At 65.1% G+C, this 24,345-nt stretch carries 26 protein-coding genes; 9 read left to right on the top strand and 17 right to left on the bottom strand.

Translation table 11 applies throughout. From position 1 onward, the window contains the following. Window position 1: 1 nt before the first annotated feature. The 3 genes from NL241_RS11470 (at window position 2) to NL241_RS11460 (ending at window position 2,904) form a co-directional block, all read left to right on the top strand. Complete coding sequence (locus NL241_RS11470) at window positions 2–931, top strand: alpha/beta hydrolase (protein WP_494397591.1); 930 nt, start codon at window positions 2–4, stop codon at window positions 929–931. Between the two features lie 110 nt (window positions 932–1,041). Further along, on the top strand, window positions 1,042–2,118 hold the full coding sequence (locus NL241_RS11465) for a hypothetical protein (RefSeq protein WP_494397590.1): 1,077 nt from the start codon (window positions 1,042–1,044) through the stop codon (window positions 2,116–2,118). Window positions 2,119–2,121: 3 nt separating this feature from the next. Next, complete coding sequence (locus tag NL241_RS11460) at window positions 2,122–2,904, top strand: SDR family NAD(P)-dependent oxidoreductase (protein WP_494397589.1); 783 nt, start codon at window positions 2,122–2,124, stop codon at window positions 2,902–2,904. Window positions 2,905–3,013: 109 nt separating this feature from the next. Here the strand turns inward: NL241_RS11460 and NL241_RS11455 are convergent, their stop codons facing one another. After that, a complete protein-coding gene (locus tag NL241_RS11455) occupies window positions 3,014–3,301 on the bottom strand; it encodes a ferredoxin (RefSeq protein WP_494397588.1) in 288 nt (95 codons plus the stop codon). After that, on the bottom strand, window positions 3,301–4,440 hold the full coding sequence (locus NL241_RS11450) for a 3-ketosteroid-9-alpha-monooxygenase, oxygenase component (protein WP_487696417.1): 1,140 nt from the start codon (window positions 4,438–4,440) through the stop codon (window positions 3,301–3,303). Before NL241_RS11450 ends, NL241_RS11455 begins: the two co-directional genes overlap by 1 nt. 99 nt (window positions 4,441–4,539) lie before the next feature. Here NL241_RS11450 and NL241_RS11445 point away from each other — a divergent pair, with 99 nt between their 5' ends. Continuing rightward, window positions 4,540–6,279: a 3-ketosteroid-delta-1-dehydrogenase gene (locus NL241_RS11445; RefSeq protein WP_494397587.1), complete on the top strand. Its 1,740-nt coding sequence runs from the start codon at window positions 4,540–4,542 to the stop codon at window positions 6,277–6,279. Between the two features lie 71 nt (window positions 6,280–6,350). Here NL241_RS11445 and NL241_RS11440 read toward each other — a convergent pair whose 3' ends face one another. The 3 genes from NL241_RS11440 to NL241_RS11430 all read right to left on the bottom strand — a co-directional run bounded on the left by NL241_RS11440 (window position 6,351) and on the right by NL241_RS11430 (window position 8,824). Then, window positions 6,351–6,785 carry a hypothetical protein gene (locus NL241_RS11440; protein ID WP_494397586.1) on the bottom strand — a complete coding sequence of 145 codons (435 nt, stop codon included), beginning with the start codon at window positions 6,783–6,785 and terminating at the stop codon, window positions 6,351–6,353. Window positions 6,786–6,823: 38 nt separating this feature from the next. Beyond that, window positions 6,824–8,092 (bottom strand): NADH:flavin oxidoreductase, encoded by a 1,269-nt coding sequence (locus NL241_RS11435; RefSeq protein ID WP_494397585.1) that lies wholly within the window; start codon window positions 8,090–8,092, stop codon window positions 6,824–6,826. Between the two features lie 63 nt (window positions 8,093–8,155). After that, a complete protein-coding gene (locus NL241_RS11430) occupies window positions 8,156–8,824 on the bottom strand; it encodes a PadR family transcriptional regulator (protein WP_494397584.1) in 669 nt (222 codons plus the stop codon). Between the two features lie 148 nt (window positions 8,825–8,972). Here NL241_RS11430 and NL241_RS11425 point away from each other — a divergent pair, with 148 nt between their 5' ends. The 3 genes from NL241_RS11425 to NL241_RS11415 are packed head-to-tail and all read left to right on the top strand — an operon-like array spanning window position 8,973 to window position 11,657. Beyond that, window positions 8,973–9,494 (top strand): flavin reductase family protein, encoded by a 522-nt coding sequence (locus NL241_RS11425; protein ID WP_494397583.1) that lies wholly within the window; start codon window positions 8,973–8,975, stop codon window positions 9,492–9,494. Then, window positions 9,487–11,052, top strand: coding sequence for an FAD-binding protein (locus tag NL241_RS11420; protein ID WP_494397582.1), 1,566 nt, complete (start codon window positions 9,487–9,489; stop codon window positions 11,050–11,052). The genes NL241_RS11425 and NL241_RS11420 overlap by 8 nt, the downstream gene beginning before the upstream one ends. Continuing rightward, window positions 11,049–11,657, top strand: a complete 609-nt coding sequence (locus NL241_RS11415) for a PaaI family thioesterase (protein WP_487696424.1) — start codon at window positions 11,049–11,051, stop codon at window positions 11,655–11,657. Before NL241_RS11420 ends, NL241_RS11415 begins: the two co-directional genes overlap by 4 nt. On the opposite strand, the gene NL241_RS11410 is transcribed toward NL241_RS11415, so the two are convergent. The 4 genes from NL241_RS11410 to NL241_RS11395 all read right to left on the bottom strand — a co-directional run bounded on the left by NL241_RS11410 (window position 11,654) and on the right by NL241_RS11395 (window position 13,889). Further along, a complete protein-coding gene (locus NL241_RS11410) occupies window positions 11,654–12,268 on the bottom strand; it encodes a twin-arginine translocation pathway signal (RefSeq protein ID WP_487696425.1) in 615 nt (204 codons plus the stop codon). The two genes, NL241_RS11415 and NL241_RS11410, sit on opposite strands and share 4 nt — an antisense overlap. Then, window positions 12,265–12,969 carry an Rv1363c family protein gene (locus NL241_RS11405; RefSeq protein ID WP_494397581.1) on the bottom strand — a complete coding sequence of 235 codons (705 nt, stop codon included), beginning with the start codon at window positions 12,967–12,969 and terminating at the stop codon, window positions 12,265–12,267. The genes NL241_RS11410 and NL241_RS11405 overlap by 4 nt, the downstream gene beginning before the upstream one ends. 115 nt (window positions 12,970–13,084) lie before the next feature. After that, window positions 13,085–13,501, bottom strand: coding sequence for an Rv2576c family protein (locus NL241_RS11400; RefSeq protein ID WP_494397580.1), 417 nt, complete (start codon window positions 13,499–13,501; stop codon window positions 13,085–13,087). After that, the gene (locus tag NL241_RS11395) at window positions 13,494–13,889 is read right to left on the bottom strand and encodes a hypothetical protein (RefSeq protein WP_494397579.1); all 396 of its coding nucleotides are present in this window, start codon (window positions 13,887–13,889) and stop codon (window positions 13,494–13,496) included. The genes NL241_RS11400 and NL241_RS11395 overlap by 8 nt, the downstream gene beginning before the upstream one ends. Before the next feature lie 182 nt (window positions 13,890–14,071). On the opposite strand from NL241_RS11395, the gene NL241_RS11390 reads away from it, so the two are divergent. Then, entirely contained in the window at window positions 14,072–14,584 is a 513-nt protein-coding gene (locus NL241_RS11390; RefSeq protein ID WP_487696429.1) for an Rv2253/PknI dimerization domain-containing protein, read from the top strand. Window positions 14,585–14,621: 37 nt separating this feature from the next. Here the strand turns inward: NL241_RS11390 and NL241_RS11385 are convergent, their stop codons facing one another. The 8 genes from NL241_RS11385 to NL241_RS11350 are packed head-to-tail and all read right to left on the bottom strand — an operon-like array spanning window position 14,622 to window position 23,821. Further along, window positions 14,622–16,157, bottom strand: a complete 1,536-nt coding sequence (locus tag NL241_RS11385; protein WP_494397578.1) for an MCE family protein — start codon at window positions 16,155–16,157, stop codon at window positions 14,622–14,624. Further along, window positions 16,157–17,425 carry an MCE family protein gene (locus NL241_RS11380; protein WP_494397577.1) on the bottom strand — a complete coding sequence of 423 codons (1,269 nt, stop codon included), beginning with the start codon at window positions 17,423–17,425 and terminating at the stop codon, window positions 16,157–16,159. Before NL241_RS11380 ends, NL241_RS11385 begins: the two co-directional genes overlap by 1 nt. Continuing rightward, complete coding sequence (locus NL241_RS11375; protein ID WP_494397576.1) at window positions 17,422–18,891, bottom strand: MCE family protein; 1,470 nt, start codon at window positions 18,889–18,891, stop codon at window positions 17,422–17,424. The genes NL241_RS11380 and NL241_RS11375 overlap by 4 nt, the downstream gene beginning before the upstream one ends. After that, window positions 18,888–19,970, bottom strand: a complete 1,083-nt coding sequence (locus NL241_RS11370) for an MCE family protein (RefSeq protein ID WP_494397575.1) — start codon at window positions 19,968–19,970, stop codon at window positions 18,888–18,890. The genes NL241_RS11375 and NL241_RS11370 overlap by 4 nt, the downstream gene beginning before the upstream one ends. Then, a complete protein-coding gene (locus tag NL241_RS11365; RefSeq protein ID WP_487696434.1) occupies window positions 19,970–20,995 on the bottom strand; it encodes an MCE family protein in 1,026 nt (341 codons plus the stop codon). Before NL241_RS11365 ends, NL241_RS11370 begins: the two co-directional genes overlap by 1 nt. Then, window positions 20,992–22,179, bottom strand: a complete 1,188-nt coding sequence (locus tag NL241_RS11360; RefSeq protein ID WP_494397574.1) for an MCE family protein — start codon at window positions 22,177–22,179, stop codon at window positions 20,992–20,994. Before NL241_RS11360 ends, NL241_RS11365 begins: the two co-directional genes overlap by 4 nt. Window positions 22,180–22,189: 10 nt before the next feature. After that, the gene (locus NL241_RS11355; protein ID WP_487696436.1) at window positions 22,190–23,047 is read right to left on the bottom strand and encodes an MlaE family ABC transporter permease; all 858 of its coding nucleotides are present in this window, start codon (window positions 23,045–23,047) and stop codon (window positions 22,190–22,192) included. 3 nt (window positions 23,048–23,050) lie between these two features. Continuing rightward, entirely contained in the window at window positions 23,051–23,821 is a 771-nt protein-coding gene (locus tag NL241_RS11350; RefSeq protein ID WP_487696437.1) for an MlaE family ABC transporter permease, read from the bottom strand. A gap of 275 nt (window positions 23,822–24,096) precedes the next feature. Between NL241_RS11350 and NL241_RS11345 the strand changes: the two genes are divergently transcribed. Next, a complete protein-coding gene (locus tag NL241_RS11345; RefSeq protein ID WP_494397573.1) occupies window positions 24,097–24,300 on the top strand; it encodes a hypothetical protein in 204 nt (67 codons plus the stop codon). The last annotated feature ends 45 nt before the right edge of the window (window positions 24,301–24,345 follow it).

Genomic DNA, 24,345 nt, shown 5'->3' with positions numbered 1-24,345 from the left:
GATGGTCGTTCCCGATCTGGATCCCGACGCCGCCGCCAGGGTGGCATCCTTCGGTGTCATCCCGCCGATGCGGGAGCGTGGTCTGGCCGCGCTGCGTCAGGACCTCGAATCAACCTCTCTCCCAGTGGATTCCCCGGATATGGTGGAGATCGAGGATCGCTCGGCCGACGGCATCCCGGTGCGCATCTATCGGCCGTCGGCCGATTCTGCTCCGGTTCTGGTGTATTTCCACGGCGGCGGGCTGGTGCTCGGTAGCAACCGCTCCTTCGAAGGACTGGCTCGCACGCTGGCAGCGGTCAGCGGTGCCACAGTGGTGTCAGTGGAATACCGGTTGGCGCCAGAGGCGCCGCCGCCCGCTCAGTTCGACGACGCGTACGCCGCCACCGTGTGGGTGGCCGCCAACGCTGCCTCGCTGCGGGTGGATCCCCACCGGTTGACCGTCGTCGGTGACAGCGCCGGCGGTTCGCTGGCCGCTGCGGTGGCGTTGGCCGCCCGAGACCGCGGCGGCCCACGCCTGTTCTGCCAGGTGCTGCTGTATCCGGGCCTGGACCGGGACATGACCTGCCGTTCGATCGTCACCATGCCTGATGCGCCGATGCTCACCCGGGCCGACATCGACTACATGCACGAACTGGCTGATCAAGGCGTGACAACGCCGCCGGACCAGTACCGGGTTCCAGCGCTGGCCGCCGACCTGACCGGGCTGCCGCAGGCCGTCGTGGTCACCGGGGCCTGTGATCCCATCCGCGACTGGGGTGAGCGCTACGCCGAACGGCTGCGCGATGCGGGCGTTCAGACAACGGTGACCAGGTATCCGGGTGCCTACCACGGCTTCCTGATGTTCTCCGGCTCGACTGCGCGCGGCCGGCTGGCCATCGCCGAAACCGGGGCGCTGCTGCGAGCGAAATTCGCCACGCCGCTACGGTTCTGAGCCCTATCCGGTCTCCCGATGACTGGACAGGTGACATTTCCGACAACGTTCACATCCCCCAGAATTCACTCACAACGCCGCATGGCGTCGAAGCAACAAGAGGAGACCCGATGCTCACTGAAGATCGGCGTTTGGAGCTGTCCAACGTCCTGCGGCCGGCATCCCCGCCGAGGGAGATCGACACCGTCTACACCGACGACCAGCGTCAGCGGCTGCTGGACGTGGTCCGCAACGAAGGCCCGTGGAAGCTGATCATCGCTCAGCACTTCGCCTCGGCCGACGAATTGATGGCCACCATGAGCGGAGCGTTTCCCGAAGGATTCGAGCCGTCGCTCGATCTGTTCCTCACCCCCACGTTCCGCGGCTACCTGGCCAACTACGGCGCGGTGCTCTACCCCGAGCTGCACGACGTGTTCTACAACGAGACGTTCCTCGATCACGCCAAGAGCTACTGGAATGCCAAGTACGCCAAGCCCGAACTGATGTTGTTCAACATCAACGGACCCTGCGCCAACCGCGACCCGGGCCACCTGGACTCCCCCAGCTTCCGCGGCGTGCGCCACGAGAACGCGCCGACCTGGCTGTGCAGCGTGATGGGCAAATCCGGTCTCTTCCAGGAATACCTGATCAAGATGGCGCAGGTGATCACCTGGTTCTCGCTCGACGAGAGCAGCGGCTTCACCTACTGGCCGGACGGCCCGCTCAAGGAACCGCGGCGGCTGCTGCCCCCGGTGAACAACCGCGGCGTCGTCGTGCAGAACGAGATGATGGTGCACCGCGGCGAGGCCAATGGTCCGGTCGACCAGCAGACCCCCAAGGGGCTCGCCTTCGACACCGTGTTCACCGGCGATCCGGCCAGCCGCGATCACTGGCTGCTCAAGAACGGCGAGGACGTGGTGGCACGGCACCACACCGACGAACTGCGCTTCCTGGTGCACTGGTCTGCCGAGGTGTTCTCGGATTTCGACGAGCTCAAGAAGAACATGGACCACTCCGACGACCTCACCATCGAGCGGGCCATCGACACCATGGTCAAGGATCTCAACCGCCAGGGCCTGGACCTCAAGATGCCCGACAACCCGCTGCACGACGCGGAGTTCATCCGTACCCTGAACGCCGCTTACGACCTCGGCGGCCCCGCCATCTATCCGGAGGAAGCGCCGTTGTCTGCCTTCCAGATGGCCTGAGCCATGGAGCGTTTCAGCGACCGGCGGGTGCTGGTCACCGGCGCCGGTTCAGGAATCGGGCAGGCCACCGTGGCGCGCCTGCTCGACGAGGGCGGCACTGTCGTCGCCTATGACGTCTCCGCCGAGGGACTCGCCGGCACGTATGCGGCGGCCGAGGCAGCGGGGACCGCGAAGCGGCTCACCACTGCCGTCTTGGACGTCTCCGATGAAGACGCGGTGAATGCTGCTGTGGCGCAGTCGATCAGCGAACTCCGCGGGCTGGAGGTGCTGGTCAACGCCGCGGCCATCCAGCGTTGCGCGCACACTCACCAGCACACGCTGGCGGACTGGAATGCGACGCTCGCGGTGAACCTCACCGGCACGTTTCTGATGGTGCGAGCCGCACTGGCCGCTCTGCTCGAGTCGGGTCGCGGGGTGGTGGTCAACTTCACCTCCACGTCGGCGTCCTTCGCACACCCGTACATGTCGGCGTATGCGGCCAGCAAGGGCGGCATCCTCGCGTTCACCCATTGCCTGGCACTGGAATACGCCAAGCAAGGTCTGCGTGCGGTGAACATCCAACCTGGTGGCGTGTCGACCGCGTTGGCGTTGAGCACGCTGGACAAGATGCCCGAAGGTTACGACCTGGGGCTGTGGGCCAAGCAGACGCCAATTCTGCCCCAGGGTGACGGCGGCGTGCTCGGTGAGCCGTCCAAGGTGGCGTCGGTGATCGCCATGGCCGCTTCCGATGACGGCGCCTTCATCACCGGTACCGAGATCCGCATCGACGGCGGCGCCCACGCCTGACAGGCACACCCTGTAGCGCGAGCGAGCGGGTTTGTACACGACACTCCGGTGTCTGACGTACAAACCCGCTCGCTCGTGCTTCTCTGTCCCAACAACTTCCTAGCAAAGCTCAGTCGCTGACTGCCATTTCGTCGACGATCGGCACCGCGCCGGCCTCCACCGCATCGAGGATCGAGGCCGTCAACTCCGAACACGACAGGAACACCGCCCGCCCCGCAGCGGCCGGCATGGCAGCCGCCTCCTGCCACTGCGGGCAACTGCGGGTAGCCGCGGCACTCCACTGGACGGTGGTCTGCTCCCAGCTGCTCTTGCGCGCCAACACCTGCGCACCACAGTTCCGGCATGCCACCGGAACCATGGGCGCCGTGGCCAATCTATTGTCCGGGCGGATACTCATCAACCCGCGCCCGCTGCAGCCGCCTGTGCCGCGATGTTGGCTTCCACCACCTTCATCCACGCTTCACGCGGACGGGTGGTGTCAATCTCGAACTCGAAGCGGTCCACCATGTCGGGGGTCACGTCGGCCACATCCACATAGAACTGCTCATACCACCGCCGCAGCTGGTAGACAGGCCCGTCTTCTTCGACCAGGAGCGGATTGTCGATGCGCGCCTTGTTCTTCCAGATCTCGACGTCCTGTTCGAAGCCCATCTTCACGAAGTCACCGAGTCCGATCGCGGTCTGCATGGCAAGTTCGTCGGTCAGTTCCGCGGACTTCTTGACGATGATGCCGTACTGCAGGACGAAGGAATTCTCGTCGATCGGGTAATGGCAGTTGATCAGGACAGTGCGGTGATCGATGTTCTCGTAGTGGTAGGTCAGGTCATCGATCATGAAAGAGGGTCCGTAATAACCGGCCACCGAGGTGGTGCCCAGCATTTTCGGGCCTTCCAGGGGTTGCAGGTCCCCGCGACCGGCGCTGTTCATGTACTGGATCGCCACGTGGCCTTCGAAGATGTTCTTGAAGTGCGTCGGCAGCGAGCCGTGGATGTAGAAGAAGTGCGCCATGTCCACGACGTTGTCGATGACTTCGCGGCAATTCGTGTTGACCACGGTGCTGTACCAATGCCACTCGGTCCACTCATCGCTGGTGGCACCTTCGATGCGGGGGATGGTCACGTCCTCGGGCGGCGGCTTGCGTTCCGGGTCGTTCCACACGAAGAGCATGCCGTCCTGCACCAGTGTCGGCCACGTCGCGGTGCGGGCCAGTCGCGGTGCCCGCTTGCTGTAGGGCACCTGCTTGCAGCGGCCGTCACCGCCCCAGCGCCAATCGTGGAACGGACAAGCGACCTCGTTACCCTTCACCTGGCCCTGGCTGAGGTCGCCGCCCATGTGCCTGCAATAGCCGTCCAAGACGTTGAGCTTGCCGTCCTCGCCCTGGAACACCACCAGCTTCTGACCGAAAGCGTTGATGGAATGCGGGCGGCCATCGCCGAAATCTCGGATGAGTCCCAGGCAGTGCCAACCACGCGCAAAGCGGGTCGGCGCCGCCTCCGCTTCGATCAGCCGAACATCGACATCGGGCTGTTGAGTCATCGTTGTGTTCTACCGCCGTCAGCAGGTGCCCGACACGGCATGTTCCGCTCATCAGGACATGGCGTGCCCAGCGTGGTTGCACCCACCTAGCGTCACGCTGTGACCTTTACGCCTACTAGCACCATTCCCGCCGGAGCACCCGTCGCAGACACCACCGTCGATCTCCTGGTGGTGGGCTCCGGAAGCGGTCTGGCCGCGGCACTGGCGGCCGCGGATCTCGGCCTGTCCGTGCTGATCGTGGAGAAGTCCGGCTTCGTCGGAGGCTCCACCGCGCGCTCCGGTGGCGCCCTCTGGCTGCCGCACAGCCAGGTGCTCGACGACGCCGGCGCCGGGGACACCGCCGAGCGGGCCCAGACCTACCTCGACTCGGTTGTCGACGGAACGGCCTCACCGCAGCGTTCCGCCGCATTCCTTGCCCACGTCGACGCGACCGTAGACCTGCTTCGCCGCACCACCCCGATGCGCCTGTTCTGGGCCAAGGACTATTCGGATTACCACCCGGAGGCACCGGGCGGGTCGGCGGCCGGGCGGACCTGCGAGTGCCGGCCTTTGGATACCGCGGTGCTGGGTGAGTACCGCGCCAAGCTTCGTCCGGGCGTCATGGAAGTCAAGGTTCCGATGCCGACCACCGGCGCGGACTATCGGTGGCTGAACCTGATGGCCAAGGTCCCTCGCAAGGGGCTGCCGTTGGTGGCCAAGCGTTTGGCGCAAGGGGTTGGCGGTCTCTTGATGGGCCGGCACTACGCCGCCGGTGGGCAGGCACTGGCGGCGGGACTGTTCGCAGGGGTCCTGAAAGCCGGCACCCCCATCTGGCTCGACACCACGCTGCGACAGTTGGTCACCGACAACGACGGCGGTGTCACCGGAGCTGTCGTCGACCAGGGCGGCAGGTCCGTGACGATCACCGCACGCCACGGTGTCGTGTTGGCGGCGGGCGGCTTCGACCACCACATGGACATGCGACGGAAGTTCCAATCGGAGTCTCTGTCCGACCATGCCAGTCTGGGTGCCGAGACCAACACCGGAGACGCCATCAGGTTGGGCCAGGACGTCGGTGCCGCAATTGAATCGATGGATCAGTCGTGGTGGTTCCCTGCCGTGGCGGCCCTGCCCGATGGCGCGCCCAAGGTGATGCTGGCGGAACGCTCGTTGCCAGGCTGCTTCATCGTCGACCAGACCGGTCGCCGGTTCGTCAACGAGTCCACGGACTACATGTCATTCGGTCAACGGATTCTGCAGCGTGAACGCGCAGGCGACCCGGTGGAGTCCATGTGGATCATCTTCGACCAGCAGTATCGCAACAGCTACGTCTTTGCGGCGGAGTTGTTTCCGCGCATGCCGATTCCGCAGTACTGGTATGACGCCGGCATAGCCCACCGAGCTGACAGTTTCTCCCAACTGGCTCACGAGATCGGGGTTCCGGAGGCCCAATTCACCGCCACTGCAGGGCGTTTCAACGAGATGTCGAAGGCCGGCCAGGATTCCGACTTCGAACGCGGACGCAGCGCCTACGACCGGTACTACGGCGATCTGACTGTCACCCCGAATCCCAACCTACGGGCCCTAGAACACGGGCCCTTCTTCGCCGTCAAGATGGTGCTCAGCGATCTCGGCACCTGCGGTGGCTTGCGCGCCGACGACCGCGCCCGGGTGCTTCGTGAGGACGGTACGCCGATCAGCGGTCTGTACGCGATCGGCAACACCGCGGCCAACGCCTTCGGAGCCACCTATCCGGGCGCGGGCGCCACCATCGCCCAGGGTCTGGTCTACGGGTACCTCGCTGCCCATGACGCGGCCGGCGCGCTGCCCAGTGGGCCACTGCCCACTGCCACACACTGAGACGACACCGGCGCCGTGGCCACCTTCCCGAGCGGGCGGGGCCACGGCGCACCGGTCACGCTTCTGCCGGTCTACAGCCTTACCAGTCGAAATGGGTAGGTGAAGGTCCCGCCCGGCGCCCCGTCGCAACCAGCGGCGAAGGACGAGTTCATCTCGCCGATCAGAGTGACCGGATCCCACGTGTAGACATCGCGGGTGGGGATCACAGGTCCGTAGTAGACATTCCCACACCGCAAGCCCTCTGGCATGTCGATGGTGAGGACGTAACGCCCGTCGGCCAGGTTCGCGTCGGCTTTGTACGGAAACGCCCTGGCGTTGGGCTGGGGAATGCCCTGGATCTGAAGGCAGTCGGCGGGATCTTCTGGGCGACAACGTGACACAGCCCAGATCCAGGTGTGAAAGTCATAGCGGCCCTGAATCTGCATCTCGAAATTGCCATACGGCGTCACGGCCTGCACCGCGGCAGGATTCCATAACGCCGCCAGCGCCAACACGACCGCAAGCATGGCCGCCTTCATAGTCGCCGTCGCCCTCCGAGATCGGTTCATGCGGTGTCGACCTGCTGCAGTAGCAGTCTGCGGCTTCGGAAAAGATCGTCGCCGACGTCGCCGTAGCGCTGTTCGGGATCCAGAACACAATGAGTGCGGCCGAACACCGTCACCATGCACTTGTTGTTGTGATTGCAGAGGCTTCGCTTCTCGGGATTCTCTGCCATCTGGTTGATCAAGTCCGGCTCACGTAACAGGGCCCGGCCGATCGCGACGTAGGAGAAGCCCTCGTCGACGGCATCGACGATGTGCTGGTGGGCGGTGACGCCGCCGAGCAAGATGAGCGGCGTATGCGCGACTACCGGCAGGAACTGGCGTGCCGATTCGAGCATGTACTGGTCTCGGTAGGGATAGGACCCCAGTGCCCACTTCCCCATCACCCTCAGCGCCAGGTTGATCGGGGGCTTCATCGCGGCGGCGAACTCGTCCACCGGAGTGTCGCCCCGGAACAGGTACATCGGTTTGAACACCGAGGAACCCTGGGTGAGTTCGATGGCGTCGAGATTGCGGTCGGCGTCCAGCAATTGGACAACTCGCAGCGACTCCGGGATCGAGATGCCCCCGCGGAGCCCGTCTTCCATGCTGAGCTTCGCGATGACGGCGATCTTGTCCTCCACCACGTCACGCACGTGTTGGGCGATCTGGCGGCAGAACCGGGCCCGGTTCTCGATGCTGCCGCCGTACTCGTCCTTGCGTCGGTTCATGGCCGGGCTCAGGAACGAGCTCGGCAGGTACAGGTGACCAAGGTGCAGTTCGACGGCATCGAACCCGGCGTCCACGGCAACCTGGGCAGCATCGCCGAATTGCTCGACGACGTTCTGTATTTCGGCCCGCGTGATGGGCCTGCAGTAGTCGAAAGACTGTGGATTGACGAAACGGCTCGGCGCCAGCGGGGTCACCTTGTTGACCCGGCGGCCACCCACCACGCCCGCGTGCCCGAGCTGCGCGGATACCGCGGCCCCGGCTTCATGCACCGCATCGGCGAGCTTGCGCAACCCAGGGATCGCTGCGCGGCTCATGTTGATCTGTCCCGGCGCGCTGGCGGCATCCTCGGCCACCGTGCAGTATGCGACTGTCGTCATTCCGACGCCGCCGACGGCGAAGCGGCGGTGAAACTCGATGAGATCGTCGGTAACCAGGCCGTCCGGAGACCGCCCCTCCGACGTCGCCGCCTTGATGATGCGATTTCGGAGCGTCACCGGACCCAGCGTTGCGGGTTGGAACGGATCTGCCGGAGCGTTCGGAAGGCTGGATGGTCGGGCCATGAATGACGTTCTTACACCGCGCTCAGCCGATCGCTCACCGGCATTCCACTCACCGGGCGGACGTCACTCCGCTTCTTCGGCCTGGACCTTCCGTTCGATCTCGTACCAGTAGTCCCGCAGCAGCGGCGGTGTGCCGTGCCCACGTTCGGCAGAGGCTTTCGCGAAGGACTCCTCGGCTTCGTCGAGGTCTTTGATCAACGACAGCGCCATTTCGCGTTCGGCGGCGTAATACCGCTCGGCCCACTGCAACACCACCCGGCCATAGGCCCAGGCCGGCTCCACCTCCGCCCAGCGCACTTCCACCGCGGCCTCCCGCTGCATGCGATCCGCGTAGGCCACGTGCTCCTGCATGATCTCTTTGAGACGGCGGGGATTGCTCAGGTGGCCGAACATCACCCGCAAGAGGGCGTTGTGTTTGAGTTGCGGCGGGTCGACCGGCGCCTTGTCCGCCCACTCCGTGAGCGCTGCGGAGCCCGCGTCGGTGATCTTGTACAGTCGCTTGCTGCGCGCCCCTCCGTCGGTGTCCACGCGTGACGACAGCAGCCCTCGGTCTTCGAGTTTCTTGAGCTCGGTGTAGATCTGACTGTAAGCCGGACTTCCGTAGAAGAACCTCAAACTCCACTCGGTCCACTTCTTGATGTCGTAGCCCGACAGTTCATCTTGGTACGACAGCACGCCGAGCAGCGCCCAGCCCGTGGCTGTGACGTTCGGCCCCCCGGCGCTCGCCTGCATTTGTCAAGCCTAACAATCCGGCGGTCAGTCGGGCGCGGAAGATCCGCTGACCGGGACTGATACTTGTCCGCTCCCCCGGTTCCGATGACAGTGAACGTTGGAAACAGCATCCATCAGGAAGGTGATCCCCATCAGCGCAGATTCCGTTATGCGAGTAGTCGACCAGACGCCCGACCCTGCATCGATGCGGCGGGTCCTCGGCCATTTCTGCACCGGAGTAGCAGTGATCACCGGAACGGACGGCCGCGGCCCGGTGGGCTTCACCTGCCAATCTGTCACGTCGGTGTCCTTGGACCCGCCTTACATTTCGTTCTGTCCTGCAAACACCTCGAGCAGCTGGCCGAGGATCCGCGAGAACCGGTCGGTGTGCGTGAACGTCCTCGCCGCCGGCCAGCGTGATCTCTGTGCGAAGTTCGCAGGCAAAGGTGGCGACAAGTTCGCCGGTGTGCAGTGGCGACCGTCGGCTGCCGGAGCTCCGATCCTGGAGGGCACCCTCGCCTCGATCGACGCGGAGGTCGAATTCGAGCACGAAGCCGGCGACCACACCATCGTGGTCGCCCGGGTCACGGGTCTGCGGGCTCACCATGAACTGACCCCGCTGCTTTTCTTCCGTGGTGGGTTCGGTGGTTTCGCCGACGACGCCCCAGCCTCGATATCTGCACATGCTTGACGCCTCAGAGCCTTTCGACGTCGAGGTCGACGTGGTGGTGGTCGGCTCGGGCGGCGGGATTGCCGGCGCGTACACCGCCGCCCGCGAGGGTATGTCCGTCGCATTGCTCGAGGCCACCGACCGCTTCGGTGGCACCACGGCCTACTCCGGTGGCGGTGGCATGTGGTATCCGTGCAGCCCGGTGGCTCGCCGTGCCGGCGTCGATGACACCTTGGAGTCCGCATTCGACTACTTCCGTCGGGTGGTCGGCGATCGCACTTCCGCCGAACTGCAACGCGCCTACGTCGATGGCGGGGCCCGGCTCATCGAATACCTGGAGTGCGACGGCGATCTGGAGTTCGCCGAACTCCCCTGGCCGGATTACTACGGTGCGGTTGAGAACGCCCGCGCCGACGGTCGCAGACACATCGTGCCCACGCCGCTGCCCGCCTCGGATCTGGGCCCACTGGCCGACAGTGTGCGCGGCCCACTCGATGTCGACCGGCTGGGCGCCGAGCCTCCTGATGTCCTGGTCGGAGGGCGGGCACTGGTCGGCAGGTTCCTGAAGGCACTGATGCGGCATCCGCACGTCACCGTCTACCGCAACACCGCACTGAGAGGACTGATCGCCGACGCCGACGGCGCGGTGGCCGGTGTCGTTGCCGATCACGACGCCGACGGCGGCACCCTTCGGATCCGGGCGCGTCGCGGAGTCCTGTTGGCGGCCGGTGGATTCGAACACAACCAACAGATGCGAGACCAGTGGGGTGTACCCGGCCGAGCCGAGGACACCATGGGCTGTCCGGGGAACACCGGGGCAACCCATACGGCGGCTATCGGGCTTGGCGCCGAGGTCGATCTGATGGACCAGGCATGGTGGTCACCGGGATTGGCCCACCCCGACGGCCGGGCAGCCTTTGCGCTGTGGTTCACCGGCGGGATCTTCGTCAACCAGGCAGGCCGGCGTTTTGTCAACGAATCCGCACCCTATGACCGGCTGGCCCGCAGCGCATTGACGCAGCTGGATTCCGGGGCGCTGACGTTGCCGTTCTGGATGATCTACGACGACCGTGAGGGTGAGGTGCCTCCGGTCAAGGCCACCAATGTGTCGATGGTCGACACCGCCCGGTACCGCGACGCCGGTCTGTGGCGCACCGCGGACACGCTCGAGGAGTTGGCTTTGCTGCTGGGGATCGACCCGAAGGCACTCTCGGACACAGTGTCTCGGTTCAACACCATGGTCGCCGCCGGCGCCGACAGCGACTTCGGCCGCGGTGACGAGCCCTACGATCGGGCGTTCTCCGGCGGGCAGCTCCCGCTGGTGCCCATCGACCAGCCGCCCTTCCACGCCGCCGCCTTCGGTGTCTCGGATCTGGGTACCAAGGGCGGCTTGCGTACCGACACCTGCGCCCGTGTCCTGGACCACTCCGGAAGACCCATTCCGGGCCTCTATGCCGCAGGCAACACCATGGCCGCGGTGTCGGGCACCACCTATCCGGGCGGCGGAAATCCGATAGGGGCATCGGTGTTGTTCAGTCACCTGGCCGCCATGGACATGAGCAAGAGAGAAACCGCGTGATCGAGCATGTCGCCGTCCATCCATCGGACATCGCCGCCGCACGTGCGGTGTACGAGCCACTGACGCAGTCGGTGCGCGTCCTGGTGGACACTCTGGTGCGCACCGACGTCACCCTGGAGTCCGCCACCGCTGCGCATGCCCACATCCAGAAGGCACTCGAACTGCTGGGCGAGCAGGTGATGCCTGGATCCTTCGGAACCAGTTCGCCATTACAGCGGCATGGAGAACCGTGGGGCAACGTTGCGATGGGACTGCGGAACGCGGTCGCCCCACCGCTGCACATCGTCCACGACGCACCGGGACAGGCCAGCACTGAGGTCGACCTCGGCGCTGCTTACGAAGGTCCGCCCGGTCTGGTGCACGGCGGGATCTGCGCCCTCGTGCTCGATCATCTGCTAAGTGCTCCGGTGCACCAGCCGGGCCGACCCGGCTTCACCGGCACCTTGCAGATACGTTTTGTCCGCCCCACACCTCTGGGCCGGCTGCGCGGCGAGGCGTGGGTGGAGCACGAGTCCGGTCGCAAGGTCTATGCGCGGGGCCGTCTCATCAGCAATGGGGAAACCACGGTCGAGGCGCAGGGTATCTTCCTCCGCCCGGCGGGCTAGATGGGCTCGAAGGCCGAGATCAGCCATCGTCCATCGACTTTGGCGAGACTGACCATGACGCTGCTGGCACTCTGGGCGGGTTCGGGGCGGTCGCGACTCACTGTCGACTGGTTGACGAACACCAGCACCTTGGCGGTGTCCGGGCCGATCTCGGTGTCGGCCGCACCGACCACGGTTGCCTGCGTGCTCACCGCGCGGTCTTTGGCCGCAGGCTTGAGAACCTGCTCGCTGAAATCAGTGTAGTAAGTGAGGAATTCACCCGTCAGGTGCGACTGCGCAGCGGTCAGGTCCGCCTCGATCGTGTCCGGCTGATAGCTCAGGACCGCGACGGCTCCATCCGTCGCGGCCTGCACCGCCGCTGCCGTGGCCGACTTGTCGGTGGCCAGATCCTCGCGGTACTGCGTCGCGTAGAGAAAGCCCGCGGCTGCTGCAGAGGCGATCACGACGAGAGCACCGAGCAGCATGGACCACCGGCGTCGGGTACCGCGCCGTGGGGTATTCGCGGGCTCGGGTTCAACCGTCTCGACTGCGTGGGGGTCCGATTCGAGGTCGTTGCTGTCGAACTTGTCGGTCTCGATGTCGGTCGTTCTGATGGCGGAATCGGTGGTCACAGAACGAACTCCATCTTCGACATCTTCAACTGTCCTTGGTCTTGCACCATGTCCACCCGTAGGCGCCACTGGCGGGGCTGTGTATCGGCGCCGGCGGCGTTGGAGACCGTTGATGCCGCGGTCACCAGGACGACGGCCGAGTCGTCGGTCACCGATTCGACGGCGGCGGCCTTGACGTCGACGTTGGTGACCACCTTTCCGTCCTGGGCCAGTTGAATGAAATCCTGTGCTGCACCTTCAAATTCAGTGTGAAACTGGCCTGTCGAGCTGTCCAGTATCTGCGCCACGTTGTCCTCGGCCTTGGCGGCGTCGATGGACATCAGGGTGAAGACGACCTGCCGCGCGGCTGCGGCGTACCGGGCCTCCTGCTGGTGTGTGTTCTGCGCCTGCTGGTGGTGCCACACCATGTATCCGCTCGCGGCCAGCAGTGCCACCGTGAGCAACGACGCCGCAACGACGCCCACTGCCCTCAGCGGGATCGCGCGGCGGCGCACCGGCACCTGCGCGGAGCCGGTCTCGGTCTCATCGGCGTCGCACGGGTCGATTTCCGATTCGACCGCGGCTTCGTCCAACATCTCGCGGTCGGCTTGTTCACGCAGCAGCGCGGCTCGGGCCCTGGCCTCCTCCGCCGCGGCGAGCGCGGCTTCGGCTTCGGCTTCGGCCGCCCTCGCCAGCGCCGAGGCGTCACTTTCCGATGTCAACCCAGATCCCTCGAATCGAGGCCTTGCGGCCTCCTCGCCAACGACGTCACTGCGGCACGGTAGTGCCCCACGTCACACTCCTGGCCCATGGTTCCCACTGACTGGTCAGCAGGGCTCACCAGTTCCGCATCGAGCACAGCGCGCCTTTGGGCCCGGTGTTCGAACGCACCACCACGCCGTCGACGGCCAACTCGCAGCGGAACCGGGGTTCATTCGGTCCGCGGCCGCTGGTGGCCGTGACCATCGCCCACCGGTCGGGATCGATCAGGTTCACCTCGAGCACCCATGGTGTGTCCGGCCCGACCTTCACCTCCACCTTGGGGCTGTACGCATAAGGATTGTGGCTGTAGTCAGCCCAGCTGGGCGGGTCGGTGTCCCGAAAGTAGATGTCGGCGGTCACCGGTTGGTCAGTGGTCACGGTGTAGCGGACCTGCCGGGCCGCCGGTTCCGCGGCCGCCAGACCTGTACCCGTGAGCGTCGAGGCGATCAACCCCAGAGACACCGACGCGGCGAACAGCCCCCGCCTAGGCATTGTCACCCCGCGTCCAGCGACTCTCGCCGCTGGAGCCGGTGCAGGCCAGGAACAGTCCGTCGGGCGCCTGTGCCACCGAATTCTCGAAGCCCGTGCAGTTGGTGTTCTCGACACGGATGCCCTCCATCTTCGGTGATCTGAAGTATCGGGGCGCATATCGGCGGGGCGATCCACAGAACACCAACCGGCCCCAGTCGGTGGTACCGAACACGTAGTAAGAGGTGTCCGAACACCCTGCCCCGAGCACCACGTGGCCGCGGATTCCCGGCACACAGGATGGCTCTGTGCACGAGGCCGCAGGTGTCGGGGGTTCAGCCCCTGCAACAGCGGGAGGCAGGCCGGCAGCGATCATCGCGGCGAGCATGGCCGCAGTGACGGTTGTGCGCACGGTCACACTGTGGCACCACCGACCACCCTGCCGGGCGGTCCGTCCCTCTGGGCGGAAGGTTCACCGTGACAAGGGTGGTATCGGTCCCGCTCAGCGGTCAGAACAGTCGACCTCCGGGGCGGCGCTTGTTAGCGTCGTGCACCTTTGTGGTGCGCGCCACATCGAAAACGGAGGACTACCCGATGGGTTTGGTGAAGGTCGTGAGTACAGCCGCAATGCTGGCCGCCTCGGCCGTGGTGGTGACGGCCACACCGGCGTCGGCGTCGGAAGACTGGGGTCTCAACGGAACCTACTCGGCCACCTCCAACGGAGAGTGGGCGAAGAAGAACGAGGTGTTTCGCGACGAAGCGGTGGTCCGAGCGACCTGGACCGTCTCGACCCAGTGCTCCTACCCCACCGAATGCACGGGAACTGTTCGCAGTGACCAGGGTTGGGACGCGCCCATCTATCGCACCGGCGGGGTCTGGTACGTCAAACACAACGTTGCGCGCTGGGAACCGTGCCCGGATGGGACCGCGGCCGACGGACTCCAGGTGTTCCGGTTCGTACCCACGGTTGCCGATGGGAGTCAGACCGATCAGTCGTCGGACATGCTGGTCGGTGAGGACCAGACCACCGGCCCCAGCGGGGCCTGCGGAATCAGCAGGCCGCTGTTCATCAGCATGCCGTTCAAGCTCGTCAAGATCAGCGATTGAACTGGCGAGGGTGCGCCGCCCTGGCGCGCCCTCGCGCTCACCCGGTGGGCAGCAGGTCCTTCCACGTCCTGTCCTGCGCCACGGGTGCCAGATCGCTCTGACGAAACACGTTGCCCTGCGGTGTGGCGTACTGCCCCGTCGCCGGATCATAGGTGGCGACTGCCACAGACGGCCCCTGAGTGTCGTTGGGCACGAAAGCAGCCGGCGCTGGGGGCGCTGACTCCGCTGGCGGCGCGAGCGGTGGCCCTGCCGGAACCGGTGGAGGCATCGGAGTGCCACCCGGCGGTGCGAAGATCTGATCGCTGAAATCGACCCGGTCATCAGGTGGAATGCCTTGGGAGATCAGGCCCGGATCGATCGGATAGGGCCCCAGGGAGTGCTGGCGCATCGCCAACGGCTCAAAAGGCTTGTCACTCTTGCACTGTTCGACAGTCGCGGCTCGCTTGCCGGGGACCTCCATACACGGGTAGTTGCGGGCGCCACGCACAGCGATGGGAGAGTCCTGCGGCAACTTGCAGTACAGGCCGTCGGGCGTGTCGATGTCGGATTCGTCGTCCGGAGAGCGCCACGACGAGGGCGGCAGGAAGCCCACCGTGCAGGCCGGAGGATCATTCATGCTCAACGTGAAGTCGCCCATCGCCATGCCGGTCGGGTTGTTGCGGGCTACGCCGACTGTCTGCGTCGCGGCCACGAAGGGTGGCAACAGCACCAACATCTGCTGCAGCGAGGCGTGATAGGCCAGGGCCACCTGACCGACAGAGGTGAGATTGGCCAGCAACACCGGCATCGTCGGCTTGACCGCGTTGAACAACCTCGAAGCCTCGTCGGCAGCACCCGGCGCCTGCTCCAGCAGTGTGCGTACCTGCGGATCACTGTCCACCAGCTGGCCGGTCACACCGGCCAGGCTCCTGGCCCAAGTGCGGATCTGGTCGGCGCTCTGGGCCTGCCCGTCCAACAGCGGGCGCCCGTCGTCGATCAGCGCCTTCATCTGGTCGGCTGCGTTGTTGGCATCGGTGATCACGGTCGACGAGGAGTCCAGCAGTGAGCCCAAGTCGTAGGCGGCACCGTTGAATGCTTGGAACGACTCGTCCAGGAGGTCCGGGATGCGATCCCGGGGAATGCTGTCCAGGAGCGCGCTGGATTGGTCCAGCATCGGGCCGACCGGCTGGGGAATCGTGGTGTCGGCCCTCGCGATCACCGAGCCGTTCTCCAGGTAGGGAGCTGACTCGGTAGCCGGTTGCAGATCGACGTACTGCTCGCCCACCGCCGAGACACTGCGGACCACCGCGCGCAGATCCGCGGGGATCTTGGGCGACGTCTGCAGCGACAGGGTGGCCTCCGCGCCGTCGCGAGTGGGACGGACCTCGGTGACTTTCCCGATTTCGACTCCGCGATAGGTGACGTTGGAGAACGTGTACAGACCCCCCGTGCCCTCCAACTCGACGGTCACCGTCATGCGTCCGAAGCCCAGGAGTGTGGGCGCCTGCAGGTAGCTGATCACCATGATCCCCATCGCCACCAGAGCTGCAATGGTGAACAGCACCAGCTGTGTTCGGATGAAGCGCGTCAGCATCAGTTGCCACCCTCACTGGATGGTTGAGGCACCACCGGTCCCGGTGCCGAGGTACCGTCTGTCGTCACGGTCCCACCGTCGGCAGGAGGCTGCCCGTCGACGGCCGCCTCCCCCTTGGGGGGATCGACCAGCGGCGGCATGGTGGCCACCTCTGTCGGTGGTGTCACTGGAGCGTTGAGCGGATCCAGGGTGTAGTTCAGGTACCACGGATCACCGGGGGCCGGAACCATCGGGGCGCCCTCCTGTCCCCAGCGAGTGCCCAGGAAGAGTCCGCGTTTGAGGCGCGGGATGGTGAAGTCGAAGACGATGAACTGGTTCATGTAGTCGCCCCGGATGGCGCGGTCGATGAAGTTCTGCGGGTACGGGAACGTCGGGGCATAGGACAGGACCGTGCCCAGATCGTCACCGATGTCAGCGAGTGCCTTGAGCGTGGGTTCGAGGTTGCTCAGGTTACGTACCAGATCGGCCTGGGTATCGTTGATCAAACCCGTTGCGGTGTCGCTGAATACGCGCAACTTGTCCAAGGCGGTGGTCAGCCGGGGCCGCTCCTGGATGAGCACCTCCATGGCGGGTGGGATGCGTTCCAGCGCCCGGGTGATCACCTCACGCTGTCCGGCGAAGGTGCCCGACAGCCGGTTCAGCGAGTCGATGGAGGCGTTGATGTCTCCTCGTTGGGTGTCGAGCATCCCGACGAAGTCGTTGAGCCGCAGGAGAAGATCGCGCAGTTGGGTCTCCCGACCGTTGACCGCGGCGTTGAATTCGCGGACGATATCGCCCATCTGCCCCAGGCCACCGCCATTGACCACCACCGACAGCGACGAGAGAGTCTGCTCGGTCGATGGATAGGTCGACGAATCGTCGAGACCTATGGTCGCGCCCGGCTGCAACCGACCACTGGGCTGCTGTCCCATCGGTGGGTCCAAAGCCAGATGCATCGACCCCAGCAGGCTGGTCTGTCCCACGGTGGCCACCGCGTTGGCGGGGATCACCACATCTGGTTCGACGGAGATCTCGACGTTGGCATGCCAGTTGTCGACCGTCATCCGACCGACTGCGCCCACCACCACATCACCGATCATGACCGGCGAATTGGATTCCAATGAACCGACATTGGCGACGATGACCTGATACTTCGCCGCATCCGATCCGGTACCCACGGTGCCAGGCAGCGGCAGCGAGTTGAGCCCGTCGAACGAACACCCGGTGGTCAGCAGCGCCAGGCAGGTGGCGCCGGCGGCCAGGCGAGGGACGCGTCCACGGCGGGTCATGACGGGGGGTTACCTTCCTGTGACGGCGCTGGACCAGGCGGCGCTTCCGCCGGCAGTAGCATCTGCTGCAGGTTCGCCGGAGCCGGCGGGGCGGGTACCGGCGGTCCGGCGGGAATGGGCGCCCCGGGGAACAAGGCAGGGGCGGGGGTGGCCGGAAGTCCGTTGGGCGCGTACGCACCGGGTGGGCCCGCCGGTGTACCCCAGCCGGGCGGGGGTGGCACGTCTCCCCCGCCGGTGTACGCCGAGACCGCAGGTGGTGGTTCCGGCGGAGTCGGATTGCCCCCCGCGCCACCGGGGGCCAGAGCCGGGTCCGAATAGATCAGGTTGTGCGGGCTCGGAGACTTCTTCAGGTAGGCGTTGAACGGAAGCGGGATGTTGTTGAAGTTCAACAGCCGCAACGCCGGTCCCAGATACTCGGCACAGATCCGGCCGCTCTCGGCCGCGGTGGCGTTGCGCACGGCACCGATGGCCGAACAGATCAACTGGACCGGATTGGCGAAGTTGCCCAGCGCGAACGCACCCATCATCGAACCCGTGTCAGGGTTGTAGATGTTGTACCCGTTACCGATCGCGTTGGGCGCCACATGGAGGACGTTCTCCAGCGCCGTGCGATTGTCGGCCAGGTTCTGCGTGATGTCGGCCAGCCGTTGGATCTGCTCGGCGGTCTGATCGCGGGTCCCGGCGATGAAGCGCTCCACCTCACCCACCGCCTCAGCCAGATTGGTCAGCGCGGCGTCCATCTCGCCGCGGCTGCCGTCGACGACGCCGCTGACCGAGGCGAGGCGATCCTGGAACTGGATGATCTGAGTGTTGCTGTCGCGCAGGGCGGTGACGAAGATCTGCAGGTTCTTGATGATGTCGACGAGGTTGGTGCTGTCATCGGCCAATATTCGGCTGACACCGGACAGCTGTGCGATGGTCTCTCGCAGCTTTGCCCCGTTTCCGTCCATCGCGTTGGCCGCGCTGTCGATGAATCGGCTGATCGAGGTCTGCGAGACACCGTTGGACGGACCGAGTTCGGTTGCCAGTCTGGTCAGCTGTTCTTTGACCTCATCCCACTCGACCGGCACCGCCGTGCGTTCGACGCCGATCTGGGCGTTCTCACCCAGTACCGGCCCCGATGACTGGTACGGCGGCGTCAGTTGCACGTACCGCGCAGCGATCAGGTTGGGCGCCACGATGATGGCTTCGGCGTCGGCGGGAATCGGGACGCTGCGATCCACCGCCAGCGTGAACCTCGCCTGATCACCGGCGGGTTCGATGGATTCGATGGTGCCGACCTTGACTCCGGCCACCCGAACCTCGTCACCGGGATAGATCGACGTGGCCGACGAGAAGTAGGCGGTGATCATGTGCGGGCTGAAGAAGCTCTGTTTCACCAGCACCGCGGCACCCGCGACCAGCAAGGCGGTTAGGCCATAGGCCAGCGCCTTGGTAGCCAGTGTTCGCTTCCGGGACTTTGTCATCGGGAACCGCCAGGTATGCCGTTGTAGGGGAACGGGAACTCGGCTCGGGGGCCGGCGTTGTCCGGCGGCTGGCCGGCATTGACGCCTCGCCGGAAACCCAGTGCGTAGTCGAGGAACGGCTGGATGGCCGGTCCGGGCAGGAGGTTGCCGACGAACGCGTTGTAGTAAAAGCCGTTGTTCACCGTTTCACCCTGGGTCACCTGGTACTTGGCCAGACCTTCGAGCGCCGCGGCGATGTTGTCACGATTGCGCTCCAGCATCTCGCTGACGGAGTTGATCTTGGCCAGGGTGGGAGCCAACTCCTGCTCGTTGTCGGCAACCAGGCCGGAGAGTTGCTGCGCCATGGCCGATGTGTTGGCCAACAGCGTGACGATCGCATACCGACGCTGTTCGAGTACACCCAGCAAGTCATTGGCGTTGAGCAGCAACGAGTTCAGCTGATTGCTGCGCTCGGACAGAATGCCAGTCAGATCCGCCGCACTGCCCAGCAGCTCACCAAGACTCTGGTCGCGCGCATTGATCGCCTGGGACAGCCGGCTCACTCCGTCGAATGTCGGACCCAGCTGCGGGGCCAAGCGGTCGATGGTCTCGGAAAGGGTGTCCAGCGACTGATTCAGAGACACGGTGTCGGTGCCGGCGGTGTTGGTGGTCAGTTCAGACACAGCTTCGGACAGCGAATAGGGCGACGCGGTGCGAGAGACCGGGATGACCGTCAGCGGATCCATGGTTTCGGTGCCCGCGGGTTCCAGGGTCAGCATGCGCTCGCCGAGCAGTGTCCCGGTGCGGATGTGAGCGGTGGTGTCGGTTCCCAGCCGGACCTTGCCGTCGATGGAGAACGTGACCAGGGCCTTGCCGTTCTCCAGGGCCACGTCCGACACCGACCCCACGTTCACTCCGGACACCTTCACCTGGTTGCCAACCGACAGGCCGCCGGCCTCGGTGAACTCCGCCCGGTACTTCAGCGACGTGACCATCGCCCACAACTGCTTGGGCTGCAGCCCCACTGTGATGATCAGCGCGATCAACACCAGGCCGATGAAGCCGGTGCGAACCAGATGCGCTCCACGGTATTTCAGCATCAGGGCTCAGCGCACCTTCCGGTGTCTTGCTTGATCCACGGAAAATAGGCAGTGCGGCCCTGCAGGTCGGTAACCCGCACGGAGATTCCGCAGAGGTACTGATTGAGCCAGCTGCCGTAGGCGCCCAGACGCACCAGTTTGCGGTAGTTAGCGGGCGCCTTCTGCAGTGAAATATCCAGCAGCGCCTTATCTTTGTCGAGCTGGGGCGCGATCAGGTTGAGTTGATCGACGGTGCCGGCCAGGGGCGGACGTGCCTGAGTCAGCAGGTCGGCTACCGACGCGGTGCCTTGTTCCAGCGAGTCGATGGCTGCCCCGATCGGATCACGGTCCTGCGACAGCCCGGTGACCAACTGCTCCAACCGTTCCACTGCCCCGGAGAACTTCTCGCCGTCGCGGGACATGGTGCTGACCACCACGTTGAGGTTGTCGATCAGCTGTTGCACGGTCTGACCGTTATCGGCGACAGCGTTGGCGAAACCCGATGTTTTACTGAACAGGGTTTCGATGTTGCCGCTCTGTCCCTGCAAGATCTGTATCAACGATCCGGTGAGCGCGTTGACGTCCTCGGGGTTCAACCCCCGGATGACGGGCTTGAGACCTCCCAACAGCAGGTCGAGATCCAGAGCCGGCTCGGTACGCTCGAGCGGGATCCGCGCCTTACGGTCCTGGATCCGGGTTGACCCCGGGCCGTCGATCAGTTCCAGGTATCGGTCACCCACCAGGTTGAGATAGCGCACCGCCACCTTGGTCCCCGTGGTCATCACGATGTCATCGCCGACATCGAAACCAACCACCACCGTGTTGTCCGGTTGCAGTGCAACGTCTTTGACCGTGCCCACTCGTATGCCGGCAACCCGTACCGAGTCTCCGCTCTTGAGACTCGAGGCGTCGGCGAACACCGCAGAGTAGTCACTGGCCGAGCCGGTGCGGTACTGGCCGAAGATGGCGAACAACGCGGCGGTGAGCAGCGTCATCACCACACCGAACGCACCGAATTTGATCGCGGTGGAACTCATCCGTCTCATCCGGGCTGCCCGACCTGTGCCGTGTTGCGCGGCGGGCCGTCGAGGGGGCCGAACAACATCTGCTTGAGCGCATCGGAGTTGAGCAGGATGCCCTGGTTCCCGTATTGAGCCGGGTTGGCGCCGATGTCGGAGACCACGAAGGGCACGCGGTTCTGGTAGCCGACGTCGGGCAGGCCCCCGCACTGCGGCCCGCCCGTGGCGGCGACCTTCGGCAGGTTCCCCGGGTATCGGTAGCGTTCCGTCCCGAGCTGGAAGGAATCCAGCAGCAACACACCGGGTACCGGCACGGGCGGCCCCTTGGCCAGGGGCACCATGCCGGCCAGACCACAGTGCAGTGCTTCGTGGTACGCGTTGGTCAGGTCGGTGGTGGGCACCAGGAGTTTCAGTACATCGGTGATCGGCCGCCGGTTCTCCGAGACCACATCGTTGCCGATATCGGCCAGTCCGGTGGCACTGACCAAGACGGAATCGAGATCGGTCTGCTTGTCGACCACCGTGTCGCTGAGGGTCGTGGCGTTGTCGATGGTCGCCAGCAGATCCGGCGCAGCATCGGCGTAGGCGTTGATCACCGAAGGAGCAATGGCGAGTTCATGACTCACGTTGTCCAGACTGGGATCGAGTTTGGCCAGCAGAGCGTCCAGATCGGCGAAGGTCTGGCCGGCCTGCTCGCCGCGCCCGTCGATGGATTTGCTCAGCGCGCCCAGAGTCTCGTTGAGCTTGGCCGGCTCGATCTTCGACAGCACAGATACCAGCTGTTCGAACACGGTGTTGATTTCGACGGTGACGTGACCGGACTCGAGTACCTGTCCGGCACGCAGGGGTCGCGCTGAGGGAGCCGCCGGCGGGACCAGCTCCACCGACTTGGCCCCGAACACCGTAGTCGAACCGATGTTGACCCCCACGTTGGCCGGAATCAGTTCCAGCGCAGAAGGATCCAGGGCCAACCGGATCGCGGCCCGGCCGTCGGGCAGTGGATCGATGGAGGCAACAGAACCCACGTGGGCGCCGTGCAGCTTCACCTTCGCATCCGGGTTCATCACCAGACCGGCCCGGTCGGAGAGCACCGTAACCGTCACGCTGTCGGTGAAACTGCCCCGGAACAACGCCACCGACAGCGCGATGACAGCGCAGATACTGATGACGGTGATTGCGCCCGCGATGGGCCGCGCCGCACTGGTTTTCATGCTGATCACCTCATCCCGACAGATTGAAGTTTCCATTGGCGCCGTACACCGACAGCGACACCAAAAGCGTCACCGACACGACGACCACCAGCGACGTGCGCACCGCATTGCCGACTGCAACGCCCACTCCCGAAGGTCCCCCGGTGGCGAAGTAGCCGAAGTAGGTGTGGATGAACAACACCGTGAGCGCCATCAACACCGCCTGCAGAAACGACCAGAGCAGGTCGACGGGATTGAGGAACGTGTTGAAGTAGTGCGAGTAGAGGCCGGCAGATTGCCCGAACAGCAGCACCGTGGTGACGTGGCTGGCGCCGAAGGACAACAGGACTGCCACCGCATACAGCGGGGCGATGGCGATCATTCCGGCAACGATGCGGGTGCTGACCAGGTATTCGACCGGGCGGATGCCCATGGTTTCGAGCGCGTCGATCTCCTCGTTGATGCGCATGGCGCCCAACTGCGCTGTCACACCAGCGCCGAAGGTCGCTGCCAGACCGATCCCTGCGACCACAGGTGCCGAGATACGCACATTGATGAAGGCAGCCAGAAAGCCGGTGAGTGCCTCGATCCCGATGTTGCCCAGCGAGCTGTAGCCCTGCACTGCGAGCGTGCCACCAGCGGCCATCGTCAGGAAACCGACGATCACCACGGTGCCGCCGATCATCGCCAGAGTTCCTGCGCCCATGCTGATCTCGGCGATCAGACGGATGATCTCCTTGCGGTAATGGATTGCCGCGTGTGGGGTTCCGGCGAGCGCTCGACCATAGAACAGCACATGGTCGCCGATGCGTCCCAGCAGGGACACCGGTCTGCCCAACTGGGCGGTGACGCGCGGATAGGCCGCGCCGAGGACATCACGAGTTCCCATGGGTCAGTCCGCCGTCATCTGGATGCCGATGGCCGTCACGATCACGTTGATGACGAACAACGCCATGAACGCGTAGACCACCGTCTCGTTGACGGCGTTGCCGACGGCCTTCGCGCCACCGCCGCTGATGGTGAGGCCGCGATAACAGGCGACCAGACCGGCGATGAGCCCGAAGAGGGCGGCTTTGACGCAGGAGATGATGACCTCCGGCACGCCTGTGAGCAGTGTGATGCCGGCAGCGAACGCACCCGGGTTGACGTCCTGGACGAACACCGAGAACAGGTAGCCCCCGAGAATTCCGATGATCACCACGAGGCTGTTGAGCAGCAACGCCACCAGGCCGGAGGCCAGCATGCGCGGGGTCACGAGTCGCTGGACCGGGTTGATACCCAGCACCTCCATGGCATCGATCTCCTCGCGGATGGTGCGCGAACCCAGGTCGGCACACATCGCGGTGGCGCCCGCTCCGGCCACGATCAACACCGTGACCAGTGGCCCCACCTGCGTGACTGCGCCGAAGGCCGCACCCGCCCCGGAGAGGTCGGCGGCACCGAGTTCGCGAAGCAGGATGTTCAAGGTGAAACTGACCAGAACTGTGAAAGGGATCGCCACCAGCAGCGTCGGAGCCAACGACACCCTGGCCACGAACCAGGCCTGATCCAGAAATTCCCTGCCCTGAAACGGCCTTTGAAAGGCAAACCGCACCGCATCGAGGGACATGCCGAACAGACCGCCGACCGCTTGCAGCGGGCCGTCCAGGCCAGACCGACGCATCAGGCACCCTTCGTCACAAGGCCACACGGCAATCGCTGTGGTCCGGCGCAAAGACTGACACCCAAGTGAAGTGGAGCACACAGTGCCTCCCGCACACTGGGACGTCGATGGACCGTTGATCGAGTTCGCGAAGAATCGCCATATGGCCTCCTACGGGATCGTGCTGGCCGCGGCCTCACTCACGGCAGGGGGCGAGGCCGACCACATCCGCATCGAGGCTGTATGCCCTCACCGCAACCGATCCCGACGACGGCGACCGTGATTTCGTCCGCGCGTTGACACACGACTATCTCGCGGTGGAGATCGCCGAATTACCGCCCGGCGGGGGCGCGCGCAAACACGGCGTGGCCGCCTCCATCGTCGACGGGCTGACGCGGGCCTTCCTCGGCGACGCGGCCGCCGCGAAGTTGGCGTCCCCCACACGGCCTCGAAACACCTGCCGGCGGTATCGGGCCCGATGCTTGGCGGGTCAACCATGATGGCCGAGCAGCGACTGCGTTACGGCGTGCAACACGAGATGGCCG

Source organism: Mycolicibacterium sp. SMGY-1XX, from assembly GCF_059132455.1.
Note: the sequence above shows the minus strand (reverse complement) of the source record. Positions and strands in the feature narration are given on the sequence as shown.

What these genes read in the sequence shown, in the direction of transcription:
- NL241_RS11365 (WP_487696434.1), bottom strand. Translation starts at nt 20,995, where the DNA reads ATGAGACGGATGAGTTCCACCGCGATCAAATTCGGTGCGTTCGGTGTG.
- NL241_RS11385 (WP_494397578.1), bottom strand. Translation starts at nt 16,157, where the DNA reads ATGCTGACGCGCTTCATCCGAACACAGCTGGTGCTGTTCACCATTGCA.
- NL241_RS11450 (WP_487696417.1), bottom strand. Translation starts at nt 4,440, where the DNA reads ATGACTCAACAGCCCGATGTCGATGTTCGGCTGATCGAAGCGGAGGCG.
- NL241_RS11425 (WP_494397583.1), top strand. Translation starts at nt 8,973, where the DNA reads ATGCGAGTAGTCGACCAGACGCCCGACCCTGCATCGATGCGGCGGGTC.
- NL241_RS11455 (WP_494397588.1), bottom strand. Translation starts at nt 3,301, where the DNA reads ATGAGTATCCGCCCGGACAATAGATTGGCCACGGCGCCCATGGTTCCG.
- NL241_RS11400 (WP_494397580.1), bottom strand. Translation starts at nt 13,501, where the DNA reads ATGCCTAGGCGGGGGCTGTTCGCCGCGTCGGTGTCTCTGGGGTTGATC.
- NL241_RS11390 (WP_487696429.1), top strand. Translation starts at nt 14,072, where the DNA reads ATGGGTTTGGTGAAGGTCGTGAGTACAGCCGCAATGCTGGCCGCCTCG.
- NL241_RS11440 (WP_494397586.1), bottom strand. Translation starts at nt 6,785, where the DNA reads ATGCTTGCGGTCGTGTTGGCGCTGGCGGCGTTATGGAATCCTGCCGCG.
- NL241_RS11360 (WP_494397574.1), bottom strand. Translation starts at nt 22,179, where the DNA reads ATGAAAACCAGTGCGGCGCGGCCCATCGCGGGCGCAATCACCGTCATC.
- NL241_RS11420 (WP_494397582.1), top strand. Translation starts at nt 9,487, where the DNA reads ATGCTTGACGCCTCAGAGCCTTTCGACGTCGAGGTCGACGTGGTGGTG.
- NL241_RS11370 (WP_494397575.1), bottom strand. Translation starts at nt 19,970, where the DNA reads ATGCTGAAATACCGTGGAGCGCATCTGGTTCGCACCGGCTTCATCGGC.
- NL241_RS11460 (WP_494397589.1), top strand. Translation starts at nt 2,122, where the DNA reads ATGGAGCGTTTCAGCGACCGGCGGGTGCTGGTCACCGGCGCCGGTTCA.
- NL241_RS11375 (WP_494397576.1), bottom strand. Translation starts at nt 18,891, where the DNA reads ATGACAAAGTCCCGGAAGCGAACACTGGCTACCAAGGCGCTGGCCTAT.
- NL241_RS11430 (WP_494397584.1), bottom strand. Translation starts at nt 8,824, where the DNA reads ATGCAGGCGAGCGCCGGGGGGCCGAACGTCACAGCCACGGGCTGGGCG.
- NL241_RS11350 (WP_487696437.1), bottom strand. Translation starts at nt 23,821, where the DNA reads ATGCGTCGGTCTGGCCTGGACGGCCCGCTGCAAGCGGTCGGCGGTCTG.
- NL241_RS11465 (WP_494397590.1), top strand. Translation starts at nt 1,042, where the DNA reads ATGCTCACTGAAGATCGGCGTTTGGAGCTGTCCAACGTCCTGCGGCCG.
- NL241_RS11470 (WP_494397591.1), top strand. Translation starts at nt 2, where the DNA reads ATGGTCGTTCCCGATCTGGATCCCGACGCCGCCGCCAGGGTGGCATCC.
- NL241_RS11355 (WP_487696436.1), bottom strand. Translation starts at nt 23,047, where the DNA reads ATGGGAACTCGTGATGTCCTCGGCGCGGCCTATCCGCGCGTCACCGCC.
- NL241_RS11380 (WP_494397577.1), bottom strand. Translation starts at nt 17,425, where the DNA reads ATGACCCGCCGTGGACGCGTCCCTCGCCTGGCCGCCGGCGCCACCTGC.
- NL241_RS11435 (WP_494397585.1), bottom strand. Translation starts at nt 8,092, where the DNA reads ATGGCCCGACCATCCAGCCTTCCGAACGCTCCGGCAGATCCGTTCCAA.